The sequence below is a fragment of the Enterobacter cloacae complex sp. S2 genome, assembly GCF_015159675.1.
GTDB classification, from domain to species: Bacteria; Pseudomonadota; Gammaproteobacteria; order Enterobacterales; family Enterobacteriaceae; genus Enterobacter; species Enterobacter intestinihominis.
The window spans coordinates 75,096-92,173 of record NZ_JADDTS010000026.1 but is presented as its reverse complement, the minus strand read 5'-3'; the positions used below and the strand labels follow the sequence as shown (position 1 = coordinate 92,173).

The 17,078-nt window shown below is 52.0% G+C and carries 16 protein-coding genes; 12 read left to right on the top strand and 4 right to left on the bottom strand.

The window, feature by feature from the left end:
• Positions 1–31: 31 nt before the first annotated feature.
• The 8 genes from IPZ49_RS13720 to IPZ49_RS13685 all read left to right on the top strand — a co-directional run bounded on the left by IPZ49_RS13720 (position 32) and on the right by IPZ49_RS13685 (position 8,802).
• Positions 32–544, top strand: a complete 513-nt coding sequence (locus IPZ49_RS13720; RefSeq protein WP_309233090.1) for a CPBP family intramembrane glutamic endopeptidase — start codon at positions 32–34, stop codon at positions 542–544.
• A 14-nt stretch (positions 545–558) separates the two neighbouring features.
• On the top strand, positions 559–1,812 hold the full coding sequence (locus IPZ49_RS13715; RefSeq protein ID WP_063145908.1) for an HlyD family secretion protein: 1,254 nt from the start codon (positions 559–561) through the stop codon (positions 1,810–1,812).
• Positions 1,812–4,019, top strand: a complete 2,208-nt coding sequence (locus IPZ49_RS13710) for a peptidase domain-containing ABC transporter (protein ID WP_063932769.1) — start codon at positions 1,812–1,814, stop codon at positions 4,017–4,019. Before IPZ49_RS13715 ends, IPZ49_RS13710 begins: the two co-directional genes overlap by 1 nt.
• A gap of 11 nt (positions 4,020–4,030) precedes the next feature.
• Positions 4,031–4,258, top strand: a complete 228-nt coding sequence (locus IPZ49_RS13705) for an N-acetyltransferase (protein WP_257393663.1) — start codon at positions 4,031–4,033, stop codon at positions 4,256–4,258.
• A 145-nt stretch (positions 4,259–4,403) separates the two neighbouring features.
• Complete coding sequence (locus IPZ49_RS13700) at positions 4,404–5,399, top strand: alpha/beta fold hydrolase (RefSeq protein ID WP_063145906.1); 996 nt, start codon at positions 4,404–4,406, stop codon at positions 5,397–5,399.
• A gap of 44 nt (positions 5,400–5,443) precedes the next feature.
• On the top strand, positions 5,444–6,184 hold the full coding sequence (locus IPZ49_RS13695) for a response regulator (RefSeq protein WP_063145905.1): 741 nt from the start codon (positions 5,444–5,446) through the stop codon (positions 6,182–6,184).
• Positions 6,181–7,476 carry an ATP-binding protein gene (locus IPZ49_RS13690; RefSeq protein ID WP_032624255.1) on the top strand — a complete coding sequence of 432 codons (1,296 nt, stop codon included), beginning with the start codon at positions 6,181–6,183 and terminating at the stop codon, positions 7,474–7,476. Before IPZ49_RS13695 ends, IPZ49_RS13690 begins: the two co-directional genes overlap by 4 nt.
• Positions 7,477–7,611: 135 nt before the next feature.
• Positions 7,612–8,802 (top strand): cytochrome c biogenesis protein/redoxin, encoded by a 1,191-nt coding sequence (locus tag IPZ49_RS13685; protein ID WP_063145904.1) that lies wholly within the window; start codon positions 7,612–7,614, stop codon positions 8,800–8,802.
• 6 nt (positions 8,803–8,808) lie between these two features.
• Here the strand turns inward: IPZ49_RS13685 and tam are convergent, their stop codons facing one another.
• Together tam and IPZ49_RS13675 are read right to left on the bottom strand one after the other, a co-directional pair.
• A complete protein-coding gene (gene tam / locus IPZ49_RS13680) occupies positions 8,809–9,567 on the bottom strand; it encodes a trans-aconitate 2-methyltransferase (RefSeq protein ID WP_063145903.1) in 759 nt (252 codons plus the stop codon).
• Between the two features lie 84 nt (positions 9,568–9,651).
• Positions 9,652–10,236 (bottom strand): NUDIX domain-containing protein, encoded by a 585-nt coding sequence (locus IPZ49_RS13675; protein WP_063145902.1) that lies wholly within the window; start codon positions 10,234–10,236, stop codon positions 9,652–9,654.
• Between the two features lie 86 nt (positions 10,237–10,322).
• Between IPZ49_RS13675 and IPZ49_RS13670 the strand changes: the two genes are divergently transcribed.
• Both IPZ49_RS13670 and IPZ49_RS13665 read left to right on the top strand, forming a co-directional pair.
• Positions 10,323–11,081, top strand: a complete 759-nt coding sequence (locus IPZ49_RS13670; protein ID WP_063145901.1) for a DeoR/GlpR family DNA-binding transcription regulator — start codon at positions 10,323–10,325, stop codon at positions 11,079–11,081.
• A gap of 104 nt (positions 11,082–11,185) precedes the next feature.
• Complete coding sequence (locus tag IPZ49_RS13665) at positions 11,186–12,478, top strand: glycoside hydrolase family 28 protein (RefSeq protein ID WP_063145900.1); 1,293 nt, start codon at positions 11,186–11,188, stop codon at positions 12,476–12,478.
• Positions 12,479–12,845: 367 nt separating this feature from the next.
• Here IPZ49_RS13665 and IPZ49_RS13660 read toward each other — a convergent pair whose 3' ends face one another.
• The gene (locus IPZ49_RS13660) at positions 12,846–13,610 is read right to left on the bottom strand and encodes an SDR family NAD(P)-dependent oxidoreductase (RefSeq protein ID WP_063145899.1); all 765 of its coding nucleotides are present in this window, start codon (positions 13,608–13,610) and stop codon (positions 12,846–12,848) included.
• A 95-nt stretch (positions 13,611–13,705) separates the two neighbouring features.
• Entirely contained in the window at positions 13,706–14,728 is a 1,023-nt protein-coding gene (locus tag IPZ49_RS13655) for an alpha/beta hydrolase (protein WP_063145898.1), read from the bottom strand.
• 340 nt (positions 14,729–15,068) lie between these two features.
• Between IPZ49_RS13655 and IPZ49_RS13650 the strand changes: the two genes are divergently transcribed.
• Together IPZ49_RS13650 and IPZ49_RS13645 are read left to right on the top strand one after the other, a co-directional pair.
• On the top strand, positions 15,069–15,968 hold the full coding sequence (locus tag IPZ49_RS13650; RefSeq protein ID WP_063145897.1) for a LysR family transcriptional regulator: 900 nt from the start codon (positions 15,069–15,071) through the stop codon (positions 15,966–15,968).
• Positions 15,969–16,060: 92 nt separating this feature from the next.
• Positions 16,061–16,960 (top strand): LysR family transcriptional regulator, encoded by a 900-nt coding sequence (locus IPZ49_RS13645; protein ID WP_063145896.1) that lies wholly within the window; start codon positions 16,061–16,063, stop codon positions 16,958–16,960.
• Positions 16,961–17,078: the final 118 nt, after the last annotated feature.

Below are 17,078 nucleotides of genomic sequence, written 5' to 3'. Positions count from 1 at the left end.
ATCCATAACCCTCCGCTATCTTACTCTCGATGTGTCATTTTTCTTATTGTTTATTGCGGAATTTTCAATTGCAATTTTCTTGTATATTTTTTACTTAAGGAAGTTGGATGGTTTTAAATTACGCCCAAGTAGAGATTTAACTTCAATAAAATTATCTATTGTTGTGTTGTTTGTCATTTTGCTGGTTCAGTATAATGTTTATCTTTACAGGGATAATTTATATCATTATGGACCTTCCCATATTAGTTTTATAGCATTTATAATAGCCACCTTCGTAGTCCCATATTATGAGGAGATTATATACAGGGGCTGTATCTTCGGTGTTTTCCACTCAATTTTTAATAAAAAGTATATTATCCCATGTATATTGACTTCATTGTCTTTTTGTCTAATGCATGGACAGTATTATAACATTTTAGATCAATCCATTCTTTTTTTGGTGTCAACATTGCTATTAATAGTTAGAATAAGAAGTAGAGGGCTTTTTTATCCTATTATAATTCATTCGTGCATGAATGCTTTTGTTTTGTCGTTAAATTTTTGAAGGGTATTTGGGATATGAATATCTTCAGGGAAGAGGCTTTAAATCATCAAACAGATTCTGATTATGGTGAGATTGTCTTACCTGCGTCATTCGGTTTATCAGTAAGCGCACTCACAACGTTATTCATATTTCTGTGCCTGATACTCTTTATTCTTTATGGTAGCTATACACGTAAGGCTCACCTTTCCGGAATCGTTATGCCCTCATCCGGGCTGGTAAAAATCACTCCTCAATATGCTGGCTACGTAACCAAATTGACCGCCTCAGAAGGTCAACACATTATTGCCGGTGAGACTCTTTATCATATCAGCGGTGAACATTTCAACGAACAGGGGGCAGGTACACTCGCTGCTATAAGACTTTCCCTACAAACTCAGTTTACAATGCTGACTTCTCAACAGACCCTGGAATTGCGTGACAACAGTCAGCAGCAGCATGCCATACAACAGCGAATAGTTTCCCTGAAACCTCAGGTTAAAAGTGCAGAAAAGCGTCTGTCACTTGCCGTGCATCAGGCTGCGCTGGCCGTGTCTGTTATGGAGCGCTATAAGAAACTTGCTGATACGCATTACGTATCAGATATCGAATACCAGCAGAAGCAGATTGACGTTTCAACGTCACAGCAAAACGTTGAGGATCAGCGTCAGGGGCTTCTGCAACTGCACACCGCGATGGAGGCTGCTAAAGACGACCTTGACCATCTCATCGTTCAGGGTGAAAGCCGGAAGGCTGAAATGGACAGGCAGTTGCAGGTGATCAGGCAACAGCAGGACGAACTGGCAGGTAAGGAAAATTTCACGCTGACTTCACCGGTATCCGGAACCGTTGCTGCCGTGCTGGTCAGACAGGGACAGTCTGTCAGGGCATCTGAACCTGTCATGACCCTCATTCCCGACAATGCCCGTTTGCAGATAGAACTCTATGCTACCAGTCAGAATGCTGGCTTTATTCAGGCGGGGCAGCGTGTTGCCCTGCGGTTCTCTGCCTTCCCCTATCAGAAGTTTGGTGTGCAGTACGGGACTATCCGTGAAATAAGCCATACAACGCTGACATCTTCTGATTTATTCTCCGTATCTCCTGTGACCTGGAAGGAGAATGAAGGTCATTACCGCGTCATCGTTGAACCTGAAAATACTTTTATTCTGGCTTATGGGAAACAGGAAGCCCTGCGCCCCGGCATGGTTCTTGAGGGGGATGTCAGCCTGGATACCCGCAATTTGTGGGAGTGGCTGACTGAGCCGCTCTGGAGCCTGAAAGGAAAGCTGTGATGGATACACTCAAATGGACCGGGAGAAAACAGCTTCCTCTCACCCGACAGACAGAGTCAGCGGAATGTGGTCTGGCATGCCTGGTCATGATGGCCTGCTGGCATGGTCTGCAAACAGACTTACCCACACTGCGCGAACGTTTCAGTATCAGCTCACAAGGGATGACCCTGCAGAGACTGACTGAATGTGCGGCCGGTATCGGATTATCCAGCCGGGCAGTTCGGCTGGAGCTTGAGGACCTAAGATCCCTTTCTCTCCCGTGTATTCTCCACTGGAACATGAATCATTTTGTTGTGCTACATAAAGTTCGCGGAAGCAGGCTGGTTATTCATGATCCGGAAAAGGGAAAAGTAACGCTCTCCCTACAGGATGCTGGAAAACATTTCACCGGCGTCGCGCTGGAGCTAATGCCAGCCAGTGATTTTACCGCTCGGGATGAAAGGAAAAAAATCCATCTGCGCCAACTGACAGGTAAAACACCGGGTCTGTTGTCGGCAATGTCGCGAATTATCGTTTTTGCCGTGGCACTCGAAATCCTGACACTGGGAAGCCCGCTTCTCAACCAGCTGGTGATTGATGAAGTCCTGGTGGCTGCCGACCAGAGTTTGTTGACCGTCATTATTATTGCGCTTCTGCTGATGTCACTGACCCAGATGCTGCTGTCACTGGCCCGCCAGTGGGCGAGTATTACACTGTCCGTCAATTTTAACATGCAGTGGACAGCACGGGTTTTCCATCATCTGGTCCATCTTCCTCTGGCCTGGTTTGATGCACGCAGTAAGGGGAGTATTAATGCTCGTTTTGAGGCGGTAGATACCATCCAGCAGGCGCTGACTACGCAAGTGCTGGAAGGTATTCTGGATGTGTTGCTCGTGGTGACTGCGCTTTGCATGATGCTGCTGTACAGTCCTGAAATGACATTGATCGCCGTACTTGCAGCCATTTTCTATGGTGTGTTGAGGGCACTGTGGTATCCGTCCCTTCGACAGTCGGCAGAAGATGCCTGGGATGCAGGTGCCAAGGAGTCCGGGCATTTTCTTGAAACACTCAACGGGATCCTCAGCCTGAGAATTAACGGTGTGACGGCACATCGTGAGGCCGCCTGGCTGAATCTCAACGTTGCCCGCAGAAATACGCAGTTGCGTCAGAGCCGTCTGCTGATGTGCTATGACATTGCTCACACCCTTGCCGGCAGCGTGGTATCGGCAATCATTTTGTGGAAAGGCGCCGGGGAGGTATTGAATGGAACCTTCACCGTCGGCATGCTAGTTGCTTATTTATCCTATCAGACGCGTTTCTCATCCAGTATCAGTAGTCTGACTGATAAGTTTTTTTCCTGGCGTATGCTTGATGTTTACAACGAACGTCTGGCTGATATCGTACTGACCCCGACAGAAGGCCTTCAGCAACAGCCTTTTCGTGAGCATAACAACGCTTCGCACATTCCTTCTGTATCCCGCAGGGAGATGGATGAATATGCTCATGCTCCTCTAGTACTTGAGCACATCATCTTCAGCCACAAGGGAGGGGAAAATCCGATAATCGGCGGGGTGTCGCTGACACTCAATCCCGGAGAAGTCGTTGCCATTACAGGTAAATCCGGATGCGGGAAAACGACACTGGTGAAGCTTATTCTTGGGATCCACATCCCTGATGAGGGCAGGATCAGGGCATTTGGCATATTGCATACGCATCCGGATTATTTTCAGGTTCGTCAGCGTATCGGTACCGTACTGCAGGATGACCATCTTTTCAAAGGTTCTGTAGCAGATAACATTATTTTTTTCAGTGATGACCGAAATTATGAACGAATGATCCAGTGCGCAAGACTGGCACTTATCGACAGCGATGTTATGGCAATGCCGATGGGGTATCAGACGCTGATTGGTGAAACCGGCGGAGGGCTTTCCGGAGGACAAAAACAACGCATTCTGCTGGCAAGGGCGTTGTACAAGAAACCGGGATTCCTGTTACTGGATGAAGCGACCAGCCACCTTGATGTTGAGAGTGAAATCCGGATAAGCCAGACCTTACGTCAACTGGGGCTTCCTGTTCTGCTGATAGCCCATCGCCCGGAAACCATAGCCTCTGCAGACCGGGTTTTGTATCTGGCAGACGGCTACTTAACGGAGCTGAATCTCCAGCATACAGTCAATAATGGCGAGTCTGTTTGTGAATATACTAATGACCTGATGGCAAAAAATTAACCTTAACGTACATAATTTTCGATATCCAAACTTACCCCTATCTGGAAGATCTATTTGTTGACGCTGCCGAACGTGGCGCAGGGGCGGGTAAAGCGCTTATCGACGCCCTGATCGATGAAGGCAAGCGGGAAGGGTGGTCAAAACTCTACTGGGTAACCCGCATGAACAATCCGGCGCGTAAGCTGTATGATCACTATGGTGAAGCCGACGATTACGTCCGGTACCGAATCTCGCTTTAGTCGTTTAATACTTGGGTTTGTATCACACTGTATCTGCCTCTGTGATACATACACAGGTATGCAATAAAACCGCCTCCGCACACATCCCCTATACAAACCCATGGTGTTATATCTCCGTCAACTGAACTCACCCGGAGATAACATCATGTTTAACAAACTCGCATATTCAGCAGTCGCATTGACCGTTTCGCTTGGCACCTTAATGTCCTGTCAGGCAGAAGCGATGGGTAAGGATTACTCGTCGGCTTTTAACCAGGTAAAACAAATTAACGCCGGCGATCTGAACGTCGGTTATGTCGATATCGGGCCGAAAGACGGGCAACCAGTGATCCTGCTGCATGGCTGGCCGTACGATATTCACAGCTACGCGGAAGTTGCCCCCGCGCTGGCCGCGAAGGGGTATCGTGTCATTGTGCCATCCCTGCGCGGGTACGGCACCACGCGCTTTATTTCTGATAAAACGCCGCGAAACGGCCAGCCTTCGGCAATGGCGAAAGACATCGTCTACCTGATGGACGCCCTGAATATCAAACAGGCGGTGTTTGCCGGTTATGACTGGGGGGCGCGTACGGCGGATATCGTTGCGGCGCTCTGGCCGGATCGAGTGAAATCGCTGGTCTCGGTAAGTGGCTACCTGATCAGCAGCCAGGCGATTGGCAAACAGCCTTTACCGCCGAAGGCAGAGGTTCAGTGGTGGTATCAGTTCTATTTCGCCACGCCGCGCGGTGCGGAAGGCTATGCTAAAAATACGCACGATTTTGCCCGGTTGATTTGGTCCCAGGCTTCGCCTGACTGGAAATTCAGCGATGCCACCTTCAATGCGAGCGCCAGGTCCCTCGATAATCCGGACCACGTTGCCGTCACGCTCAGTAATTACCGCTGGCGTCTGGGGCTGGAGAAGGGTGAGCAGAAATATGACGCCTACGAACAAAAGCTGGCTACGCTGCCGAACATTACGGTGCCGACCATCACCATCGAGGGCGGTAACAACGGGGCACCACATCCTGCACCCGCCGCCTATGCGGGGAAATTCACCGGAAAATATGAGCACCGTACTTTCGGCGCAACGGTTGGCCACAACCCGCCGCAGGAAGATCCGCAGGACTTTGTTAACGCCGTTGTCGACGCGGATAAGCTCTGATATGTGCTATTTTCAATCCGTTACCTCTTAATCAGGAGCCTGCGGTGGAGCATATTGATCACATCCTTGTCGTCGATGACGACAGGGATATTCGTGAACTGATTGTCGATTACCTCGTGAAATCCGGCTACCACGCCTCTGGCGCGGCGAACGGAAAAGAGATGCGCGCAGTGCTCGACAAACAGCATATCGACCTGGTGGTGCTGGACGTGATGATGCCCGGCGATGATGGCCTGACGCTGTGTCGGCAGCTGCGCAGCAGCAGGCATAAGGATCTGCCGATCCTGATGCTCACCGCGCGCAACGAGGACACGGACCGGATCCTGGGGCTGGAGATGGGCGCCGACGATTACGTGGTGAAACCGTTTGTGGCCCGCGAACTGCTGGCGCGTATCAAAACTATCCTGCGCCGTTTTCGTACTATGCCGCCTAATCTTCAGGTGACCGAGGCAGGGCGCCTGGTGGTGTTCGGTGAATGGCAGCTGGATACCGTGGCGCGTCATCTGATTGATAACGAGGGGATGGTTGTGGCGCTCAGCGGGGCGGAATATCGCCTTCTGCGTGTATTTCTCGATCATCCTCAACGGGTGCTGACCCGCGATCAACTGCTGAACCTGACGCAGGGACGTGATGCCGAGCTGTTTGAGCGTTCGATTGATCTCCTGGTGAGCCGCGTGCGACAGCGCCTGAATGAAGATGCCCGCTCGCCAGCCTACATTAAAACCGTTCGCAGCGAAGGCTACGTTTTTACTATGCCGGTGACCATCGTCGAGGTCAATGAATGACGCTGTGGCCCCGCACCTTACTGGCCCGGCTGCTGATCATTGTGCTGCTTGGACTCTTGCTGGCTAACGCGCTCAGCCTGACGCTGGTCATGGTTGAGCGAATGCACAGCGCGCGCACGGTTATGCTGGGCAATCTTGAGAATGACGTGGCGACCAGCGTGGCCATTCTCGACCGGCTTCCGGCCAAAGAGCGGCCAGAGTGGCTGGAACGGCTCGGTCGCGGTAATTATCGTTATATCCTTGGTCCCGGCGAGGCAGGCGCTGCGCCAACGGACAAGCGCTCGCGGGATGCGATTCGCACCCTGAAAGAGACGCTTTCAGTTCAATATCCGCTCCAGTTTACGGCAGTGCCGGGGCCTGTTTCCCACATTCAGGCCCATCTGACGCTCCGCGACGGCGCACCGCTCACTATCGATCTGATCCCGCGCATGCCGCCAGTCGCCAGCTGGTTACCCGTGGTGCTGGTTCTTCAGTTGTTACTTGTCGCGCTCTGCTCCTGGATTGCCGTGCGCCAGGTTGTCCGGCCTTTCCTGCAATTCACGCGCGCGGTTGATTCCCTCGATCCTGCGGCCCATTCTCCTATGACTGAAAAAGGTCCGGTTGAGGTGCGACAGGCGGCGCAGGCTTTTAATGAGATGCAGTCGCGGATACAAACTTATCTGCGTGAACGTGCGCAGATTCTGGCGTCCATTTCTCACGATCTTCAGACGCCCATCACGCGTATGAAGCTGCGGGTCGAAATGGCGGATCAGCCCGAGCTCCACGATAAGTTGTTGAGCGACCTGGATAATATGTCGCGCCTGGTACGAGAAGGTATTGCCTATGCCCGGTCATCAGAATCACTGAAAGAGACCACGCTTAAGCTGGAGCTGAACGCGTGGGTTAACAGCATCGCCAGTGATTATCAGGACATTGGTAAAAACGTGCAGTTTCATGCACGCAGTACACGTCTGCCGATCGTCACCCGCCCCCAGGCATTGCGCCGGGTAATGACCAATCTGCTGGATAATGCGCTCAAGTTTGGCCATAGCGCGGTAATAGAGATTGATGAAGATGAAAGGCAGGTAGCGATCCGCATTATGGATAACGGCCCCGGCATCCCGGAGGCAGAACTGGGGGCGGTGTTACAGCCGTTCTACCGGGTTGAAACGTCGCGCAACCGTGAAACGGGCGGCACCGGGTTAGGCCTCGCCATTGCCGCGCAGCTCACCGCCCAGCTTGACGGGAAATTGCATCTTGCAAACCGGGCAGAGGGCGGGCTGGCCGTAAGCGTGACTCTTCCGCGCGTTTAATTGTACGCCTGTGTATCTGCGCGCCGTGCGGATACGAAGGCAGACAAAATTCAGTTTTTTGCACACGGCCTGAACACATTCGCAGGGTGAAATGACCTCACTGCACCTTCGCAGCAACTGTATCGTGAGGTCGTTATGTTTCTGATAATCGCTTTTTTAGGCGGCATGATTAGCCTGCTCAGCCCGTGCACGCTTCCCGTTATTCCTCTGCTGTTCGCCGGCTTTCAGGGGCAGCGCAAACACATTCTGGCGCTTCTGGCGGGAATGATAGTGATGTTCACGTTTGTGGCGATGGTAGTAACGGTTGCCAGTGACTGGATCGCTGACGCCACCGTTATCGGTCGCTGGATTGCGCTGCTGGTACTGAGCATTGCCGCCCTGGCCCTGATCTTCCCGCAGTTCGCTCAGCGCATTGCCAGCCCGGCGGTCAGCGCGGGGAACGTTCTTTACACCCACAGCGTTCAGCGACACGGCATGTTTTCGGCTTTTCTGGCAGGGCTGGCCGTTGGACTTCTGTGGTCCCCCTGTGCAGGACCGATTCTCGGGGCGATCTTCGGCATTAACATTACTGGCCACTCGGCCATCGCAACCGGAGCGCTGTTAGCCGCTTACGGCAGTGGGTGCGCGTTGATGCTGGGGCTGCTTGTCGCGGGGGGACGTAAGCTGATAACCCCTCTGAGAGCCAAATCCGCATTGATGGAGCGTCTGCGTCAGGGCGCAGGGGTGATGATGTTAGCCGCCGTGGCTTTCAACGCCTCAGGAATGACGTCGGTCCTGAAAGGCGCCAGCGGTATTACCGACCAGCTGGAAAACGCTCTCTTGAGCCTTGCGCAACCAACCTCCACGCAGGTGAAACTGCGACCGATCGCTGACGCAATGCCGAGCAGCCAGCTACCGACATTAAGCGGCGGTACGGGCTGGGTAAACGGTGACCCTGTCACGTCTAAGGCCTTGCGGGGGAAAGTTGTGCTTATCGATTTCTGGACCTGGGACTGTATCAACTGCCAGCATACCCTTCCGCATGTTCGAGACTGGGCGAAGAAATATGAGTCACAAGGTCTGGTGGTGATTGGCGTCCACACCCCTGAATACCCCTGGGAAAAGCCGTTATCATCGGTGAAAAACGCGGTCAACGAATGGCAGTTGCCGTACCGCGTAGTGACGGATAATAACTACAAAATCTGGAGCGCGTTCGGTAATCAGTACTGGCCAGCACATTACTATTTCGATGCGAAAGGGCAACTGCGTTACACCTCGTTTGGCGAAGGCAACTACGACAAGCAGGAGGCTGTAATTCAGCATTTGCTCAAGGAAGCGCGTTCCTGATTCGGCTTACGGAACCCGCTGAGCAACCATAAACAGGCGCGGAAAAGCCAGCAGTATCTGCCCGTTCTCCTGGAGCGGATACTGCTCTTCCAGCAGCTCGAGGTAGCGTTTCAGAAAGTTTTGCTGCTCGCTCTCGTTGAGATCCTGTAGCCACGGCCGTAACCCCGTCGCGCTGACCCAGTCAATAATCGCCTGATGAGAGCTCATCTGATGAAAGTAGGTGGTGCGCCAGATATCCACGTCGCATCCCGCGTCCGTCAGAATATCATAGTAGGCATGAATACCCGGCAGCTGCTCGCGGCCACGATCGGGGTAGCCCTGTTCCCAGGCAACTTCACGCATCAGGGCGTGCGTCGGCTCAAGCCAGTTGTCAGGCATTTGTATCGCCAGCACGCCGTTTAACTGGAGCAGTGAAACCAGATGCGGCAGAAGGTGGTAATGGTCCGGGATCCATTGCAGGGAAGCGTTGGCGTAGATCAGGCTGAGAGGCTGGTCAGGTTTGTAGTGACGGATATCCGATTCAACAAAGTGGCAGTCTGGCATGGCCTGTCGGGCTTCCTCCAGCATCGCCGGGGAGTTATCCACACCGGCTATCTGCGCTGAAGGCCAGCGTTGTTTCAGCAGCGCGGTGCTGTTGCCTGGCCCGCAGCCCAAATCCACGCCAGAGGTTATGTCAGCAAGCGGCACCCGGGCCAGTAACTCAGCGGCGGGACGTGTGCGTTCTGCGCTGTATTGTAGATATAGAGAAGGATCCCAGTCGGCCATTTTCGCATCTCCATGTTGAGGTGTTCAGCAAGAATAGCACAGGCAAATACCTGCGCAGGGGCAGGTATCCGGATAAACGTGATATTATAAAATGCCTTTCAGGGCCACGTGATAAAGCAGCATGATGGTTTTACCGTCGACGATCTGGCCATTCTCGATGCCACGAAGCGCGTCGTCCAGCGTCATTTCCAGCACGTCGATATCTTCCCCCTCTGCTTTAACGCCGCCGCCCGCGCTGGTCCGATCCTGCGGGTGATATTCCGCCAGATAGAAGTAGAGTTTTTCGGTAACGGAGCCCGGGCTCATATAGGCCTCAAAAATTTTCTCTACGCGCGTCACCTTATACCCGGTTTCCTCTTCCGCTTCGGCCTTAATCCGGCTTTCCGGGTCAAGTTTATCGAGCAACCCGGCAGCCGCCTCAATGAGATCCTCTTCGTGACCATTGATAAACACAGGGAAACGAAACTGACGTGTAAGAATGACTGTTTTGCTGTCGCGATTATAGAGCAGGATCGTCGCGCCATTCCCGCGGTCATACACTTCACGCTCTTGCCGCTGCCAGTCACCATCGCTGCGCTGGAGGTCAAAAGTGTATTTTTTCAGGTTATACCAGTTGTCGGACAACGTTTCGCTGTTGATGATGCGTATATCTGCACGTTTTGATTGCACGTTTGGCTCTCCTCTCGTAGAGTATGCATCATAAACAGCATTTTCGTGTAATTACAATAATTATCGTGCAACATCAGGAATAATTCATGCTCACAAGTCAGCGTAAACAGTTGATTCTGGAAAAGCTGGAGGCGGAAGGCCAGGTCCAGTCAACTGCGCTCAGCCTCTTTTTCTCGGTGTCTGAGGACACTATCCGCCGGGATCTACGTGAACTGGCGGCAGAAGGGCGTTTGCAGCGTGTCCACGGCGGCGCGCTTCCGGCATCTTCAGCGATTGCGCCTTTTGCCGAGCGTCAGTCCGTTAAAATGGATGCAAAAAAACGCGTGGCACGTCGGGGCGCGCAGCTCATTTCACCGGGGCAGGTGGTGATCATTGATGGCGGGACGACCACCTCAGAACTTATTACCTTCTTGCCGCCAGATTTGCGGGTAACCGTGGTGACGCACAGCCCGGGTATTGCATTGGGGCTGGTCAACCATCCGTGCATAGAGGTGATCCTGATTGGTGGTCGTTTGTATAAACACTCCATCGTCACGGTCGGCGCGGCCGCAATTGAAGGCATCAATAATATTCATGCGGATCTGTTTTTCATGGGTGTCACCGGCGTGCATCCTGAGGCCGGGCTGACCACCGGAGATTATGAAGAAGCGTGCATCAAACGTGCATTTTCCGGCAGAGCGGCGGAAACGGTAGTACTGGCCTCACCGGAAAAGATCAACACGGCCTCGGCGTTCGTGATTGGCGACCTGTCGCTGGTGAATACGCTGGTTGTTGAAAACACAACGGATGAACGCTGGATGAGCGCCATGAAAGAAAAGGGCGTTGCGGTGATCGCCAGCCAGTAAATATCCGCTTTTTTGCCAGCCTGACTGCGTGGCTGTCAAACAGACAAAGGTTATCCATCACGCAGATTCCTAGACTAAGGCTTTCATCTGTTTAAGGAAAAGCCATGAAAGCGATCTCCATTCTGGCGTATGGCGCGGACCCAACCGCGCAACGCCTGGCAACATCCGCCATTCAGCAGGCCATAAATAGTGCTCAACAGAACGATGTCATCGTTATTCCGCAAGGCCGTTTTCTAACCGGAGCGTTGTTTCTGAAAAGCGGTGTTTCACTTCGCCTGGACGCTGGCGCACAGCTCGTTGGAAGCCAGGATCTGGCTGATTATCCCCTGATAAATACCCGGGTGGCCGGCATTGATATGCGCTGGCCGGCAGGCATTATTAATATCATCGATTGTGAAAACGTCAGCATTACCGGTACAGGCACGATAGACGGGCAGGGTGCAATTTGGTGGCAACGCTACTGGGGCGATGACGAGCGCAGCGGCATGGTCGGCGATTACAGCGCAAGAGGATTGCGCTGGGTTGTTGATTATGACTGTCAGCGCCCGCGCAATATCCTGGTCTTTGAAAGCCAGAGCATTCTGCTGCGTGATTTTACCAGTCGGGAGTCCGGATTCTGGAACATGCACCTCTGTTATTCGCGCCATATCGCGATTGAGGGCGTGCAAATCAGCAATTCTGCGGGGCCGAGCACCGACGGGATTGACGTCGACTCCTGCGAACAGGTGCGGATTGAACGCTGCATTGTGTCCTGCAATGACGACAATATCTGCATCAAATCAGGACGAGGACGCGAAGCGGCGCAAAAAGCTCGTGCCGCGCGGGATATAGTGATTCGAGGATGTACGCTGAATAAGGGATCCGGGATCACACTGGGGAGTGAAACTTCAGGTGGCATTGAACGCGTCCTGATAGAAGATAACGCGTTTAACGGAACGGGTGTCGGGTTTCGCATTAAATCTGCTCGCAACCGGGGCGGATTTATCCGTGATATCACCGTACAAAATCTACGGCTTACGGACGTGCGTTTTCCGGTGCTGATCCAGCTGAACTGGTTTCCGCAGTATAGCTATGGCGACCAGAGCAATTTATCTGATAAACCAGAACACTGGCGCAAACTGGCTGAAGGTGTTGAGGGCGAAGCCGGTCTTACTGCGGTGAGCGGACTGACGATTAAAAATATGACGGCGCGTCGATCAGACAGCAAATGCTTTTCGCGGGCATTTTTCATCGAGGGATATCCGGAGCGTCCTGTGGTTGGGTTAACGCTGGAGGGGATTTTGATTGACGCGTCAGAGTTCGGGAAAATTTCTGGTGTGGATGGGCTGCGCTTTAAGGATGTACAGGTGACTGCCGTGGAGATCACGCAAGACCGTAACGACAGTTATGAACGTTGATGGCACAGAACAGAGGTACATGATGCGCGGAATGAGCAGAACAAGGATGGGTCTGAACTGGCTGGATTTACTCGTATTCAATCTATGTCAAAGCTCACTGGAATTGTCTAATCACTGGCTCGTTAGAAATGTCTATATGTTGAAAAGTCTGCTTAGTGCCCCGATTAATGCAGGAGAGTTATGAAAGCGAAGGTTTGTTGCGTTTAGTAGTAAGGTTACGGCAATAATCCCTTTGAAGGGTAAGGGCTTAAAAGGGAAGGATGACCGCACACGCAGTTTTATGAGAAAAGTTGAAAAAGCCCTGATAAACAGGGCAGTGTTTCAATGAGGAAAAACAAACAAAGGGTAATAATCAGGGCATCCATGCTTAGCGCATGGTCAGGCCACCATCAATCGAAATTGACTGACCTGTTACGTAGGACGACGCATCACTGGACAACCAGAGGACCGCATCGGCGATTTCTTCCGGATTACCATGACGCTGCAACGGAACGGCTTTCACCATGGCTTCCAGGGCTTCCTTCTGACCCGATGCGACCATCGCATCGACCATTGGCGTCCAGATAAGACCCGGGCAAACTGCATTCACACGGATGTTCCGGCTGGCATATTCAAGTGCTGCACTCTTGGTCAGGCCCAGCACACCGTGCTTCGCGGCGTGGTAGTTCGCACGTTCTGCGCCGCCCACAATTCCGCCGATAGAAGAACAGTTAACGATAACACCACTCTCCTGCTTGCGCATCTGCTGAAGCTCATACTTCATACATCCCCACACGCCCCGGAGGTTCACGGCATTAACGCGATCAAAGTCCTCCACGGTGGCGTCCGCGATTTCAACAAGTTTATTCTGGACACCGGCATTATTAAAAGCGATATCCAGACGGCCGTAAGTGGAAACAGTGAACTGAACCATCGCTTCGACTTCATCAAGGTTTGCCGCATTGCAGGTAAACGATTTAGCTTCAAAACCACGGGAAATCAAATCATTTGCGGCTTTATTTACCAGCTCAGAATTAATATCCGCTAACACAACGGCAGCGCCCGCCTCGGCATAAGCACGTGCAGTTGCAAAGCCAATACCGGATGCGGCACCGGTAACCAGCGCAACTTTATTATTCAGTGAAAGATTCATAATTTTTTCCTCTTAATATTAAGTCAGCAGAATGACCATCCGCCTAATTCAGGCCTTTATTCTGCTTGTTCACATATACCTGCGTGAGGTTATGATTAAAGGTTTTTGCTAAAGAACTCTGCCAGTTTATTTAAGGCAGGGTTAACAAATTGTGGCTTGTCATATAAATCAAAATGTGAAGCACCAGGAATAATAACCAGCTCCTTCGGCTCTTTCGCTCTGTCATAGGCCTGCTGGCTGAATTTTCTTGTTTCAGCTTTTTCTCCGGCAATTAACAGCACCGGACGGGGGGAAATCAAATCCATATGCTCCAGTGGATAGTAGGCCATATGGAGTCCGGGGCTCGTGACGACATAACGGTTATGGGCATTCGGATGCGCGCCTCTCGGTGTCAGGTAATAATCGGTCGCCTCCCGGACAAAGTTAGGCGTACTGGCATTTAACGTATCCCGGGAAGGCAGTAACTGCTGAACCAGCACCGGCGCACCGCTGGCCTCTTTGTTCAGTTGTTCATCCACGCTTTGCATTAACTTCGTTCTGTCGCTTGCCGTAACCGGCAGGCCTTCAATACCATTGCGGGTCGCATCGCCAATGTCGTAGGTGACGACACCGGCAACAGCCCTGACGCGTAAATCATTCTGCGCTTCGTGCAGCGTATAGCCTCCACCGGCACAGATCCCCAGAGTACCAATGCGGCTGGCATCAACCTGCGGCAGACTGGCAAGATAGCCTATGGCGCTGCGGATATCCTGTACGCGATCGGACGGATTTTCCAGGTCACGCGGCAACCCACCGCTTTCTCCATAATGCGACGCATCGTAAGCCAGCGTAATAAATCCACGCTTTGCCAGCTGCTGTGCGTAAAGCCCGGACGTCTGTTCCTTCACGCCGCCCCAGGGATGAGAGACTACAATCGCCGGATATTTTCTGGCGCTGTCATAATCAGACGGGAAATATAAATTGCCCACCATGATGATGTCGCCATTTTTAAATGTCACTTTTTGCGACCCCAAAACATTGACACCCTCTGCAACAGTTGAAGGAATTTTTTGAGCAGCTATAACAGAGCCTGCCGCCAGCAGTGAAGCACACAAAAGAGACACCTTAATTAAGGACATAGCATTACCTCATTGATGATGATTGACAGTAGCTACTGTATAAATTGAAAACGCAACCTGAACCACATGGAATATATTCAAACACACTCGACTTTATTTTTTCAGGCGTCCATAGCCAGCCGGAGAATATCAATGGTGATATAATCTCGTGGCAGACAGATAAAAACTTTATTGAAGAGTAGCCAGTGGTTAATAATGTACATGACACGGGCTCAGTTAACCACCCAGCCTCGTTTCTTGCATTCATAAATGAAATTCATTAATGACCGTGATATCTTATCCACATAATCTGGAGACACTGTCGTCGTCCGGAGGGACACACAGCCGGTGAGAGAGGAAGATGGCAAGAGAAGGGTTCAGTGAATTAATCGCACTCATTGCAGTTGCCCAGACGGGCAGTTTTACTCGTGCAGCGGCTCAGCTGGGAGTCACACAACCTGCTCTCAGCGCAAGCATACGCGGGCTTGAAGAACGGCTGGGAGTGCGTCTTGTACTGCGCAGTACACGAAGTGTTGCGCTCGCGATGGCGGGTCAGCATCTCGTCGATCGTCTGGTACCGGAGTTTGAGCAGATCACGAATGAGCTGGAATCGCTCAATGACTTACGCGACAAACCTACCGGTACGCTGCGCATTACCGCCATTGACTACGTGATACGCTCGGTTCTGTGGCCCCGGTTAACCCCTTTTCTGAAACAGTATCCGGACATTACCGTTGAGCTTATCAGCGAGTATGAAAGCGTTGATATTGCGGCCCGGGGATATGATGCCGGTGTCCGGTTTGGGGCCGATCTGGCCCAGGATATGATTTCCGTTCGTATCAGTGCAGATGTTAAGAATGCGGTTGTTGGTTCAGCAGAGTATTTTACGCGCCACCCGATCCCGCAACATCCGACCGAACTGAGCCAGCACAGCGGGGTTCGTTTACGTATGTCCACATACGGTGGGTTGTATGACTGGGAGTTTATTGAAGGCAATCGTGAGTTCAGCGTCAAAATCAACGGGCCGGTAATATGTAATAACGTTTACGACATACTGGAGGCAGTCAGACGGGGTTTCGGTCTGGCTTATCTCCCGCTGGATATGGTACAGCCATTGCTTGACAGCGGAGAACTGGTTTCTGTGCTCCAGGAGTGGTGCCCTCTCTGGCCAGGGCTGCACCTTTACTACCCAAACCGGCGACAGCATTCCAGAGCCATGAGCCTGATGGTGGAGGCTCTCCGCTTTCATGCGAATGACTGAACCGGACGTCACTGTCAGCCCTTAAAACCAGAGCAGTGGATAACCACTTCATGTTATTAAACAGATTTTCTCCAGAGAACAGGTGACGAACCATGTCAGGCGAAATATTCCGGGATCTTATCGCATTTATTACCATCGCCCGGCACAGAAGTTTTACCAGAGCGGCCGCTGAGCTTGGCGTTTCGCAATCAGCATTAAGCCATACCATTCGCAATCTGGAAGAGCGGATCGGGCTGCGTCTGTTGATAAGAACCACACGCAGCGTTTCGCCGACGGAGGCCGGTAAAAGGTTGCTGGAACGCGTGTCGCCCAGGCTGGATACGATTGCCAGTGAGCTGACCTCCATCAGGGATTTGAGCCACACCATTGCGGGCACGGTGAGAATGACGGTCTCAGATTTTGCCTATAAGACTTTTGTATGGCCACGCCTCAGCGAAACGCTGCGCCATTATCCGGACGTCAGGCTTGAACTCTCTCTTGATGCAGCACTGACCGATATTATTACGGAGAGATTTGATGCCGGTATCAGGGACGGTGATTCGCTGGGCAAAAATATGGCATCTGTGCGTATCAGCCCGGATTTACGTTATTCAGCAGTTGCCTCTCCTGGTTATGTTCAGGATAAAGGACTGCCGCCTTCACCCGGTGATTTGGCTCAGTATTCCTGTATTAATACCCGCTTTACGCCTGGGGGAAGCACAACGCCATGGATACTGAAGGAAAATGAAACCGGGCAGATTTTCCGGCCTGCGGGCCATCTGGTCTTTAATTCATATTATGCTGCAATGGATGCGGCGCTGGCGGGTTACGGAATTGCCTTTTTACCGGAGATACTCAGCCAGCCATGGCTGGATTCCGGAAAACTTCTGCCGATCCTGCCTGAATGGTGGGCAGAACGACCGGGTTTTTATATTTATTATCCGGGGGAACGTCAGATGTTGCCTGCGCTCTCCATGATTGTTGAAACGCTGCGGTATGAGCCGCCAGTATAATTCCATTTCTGCTCAGAATCGCCTGACCCGGGAAGCAGTGAACGGCCAAGCTTATCCACCTGGCCGTTACAAAGAGCCTTCGTCCCCGGAGCACATGCCCGAAATACGCCTGATAGCC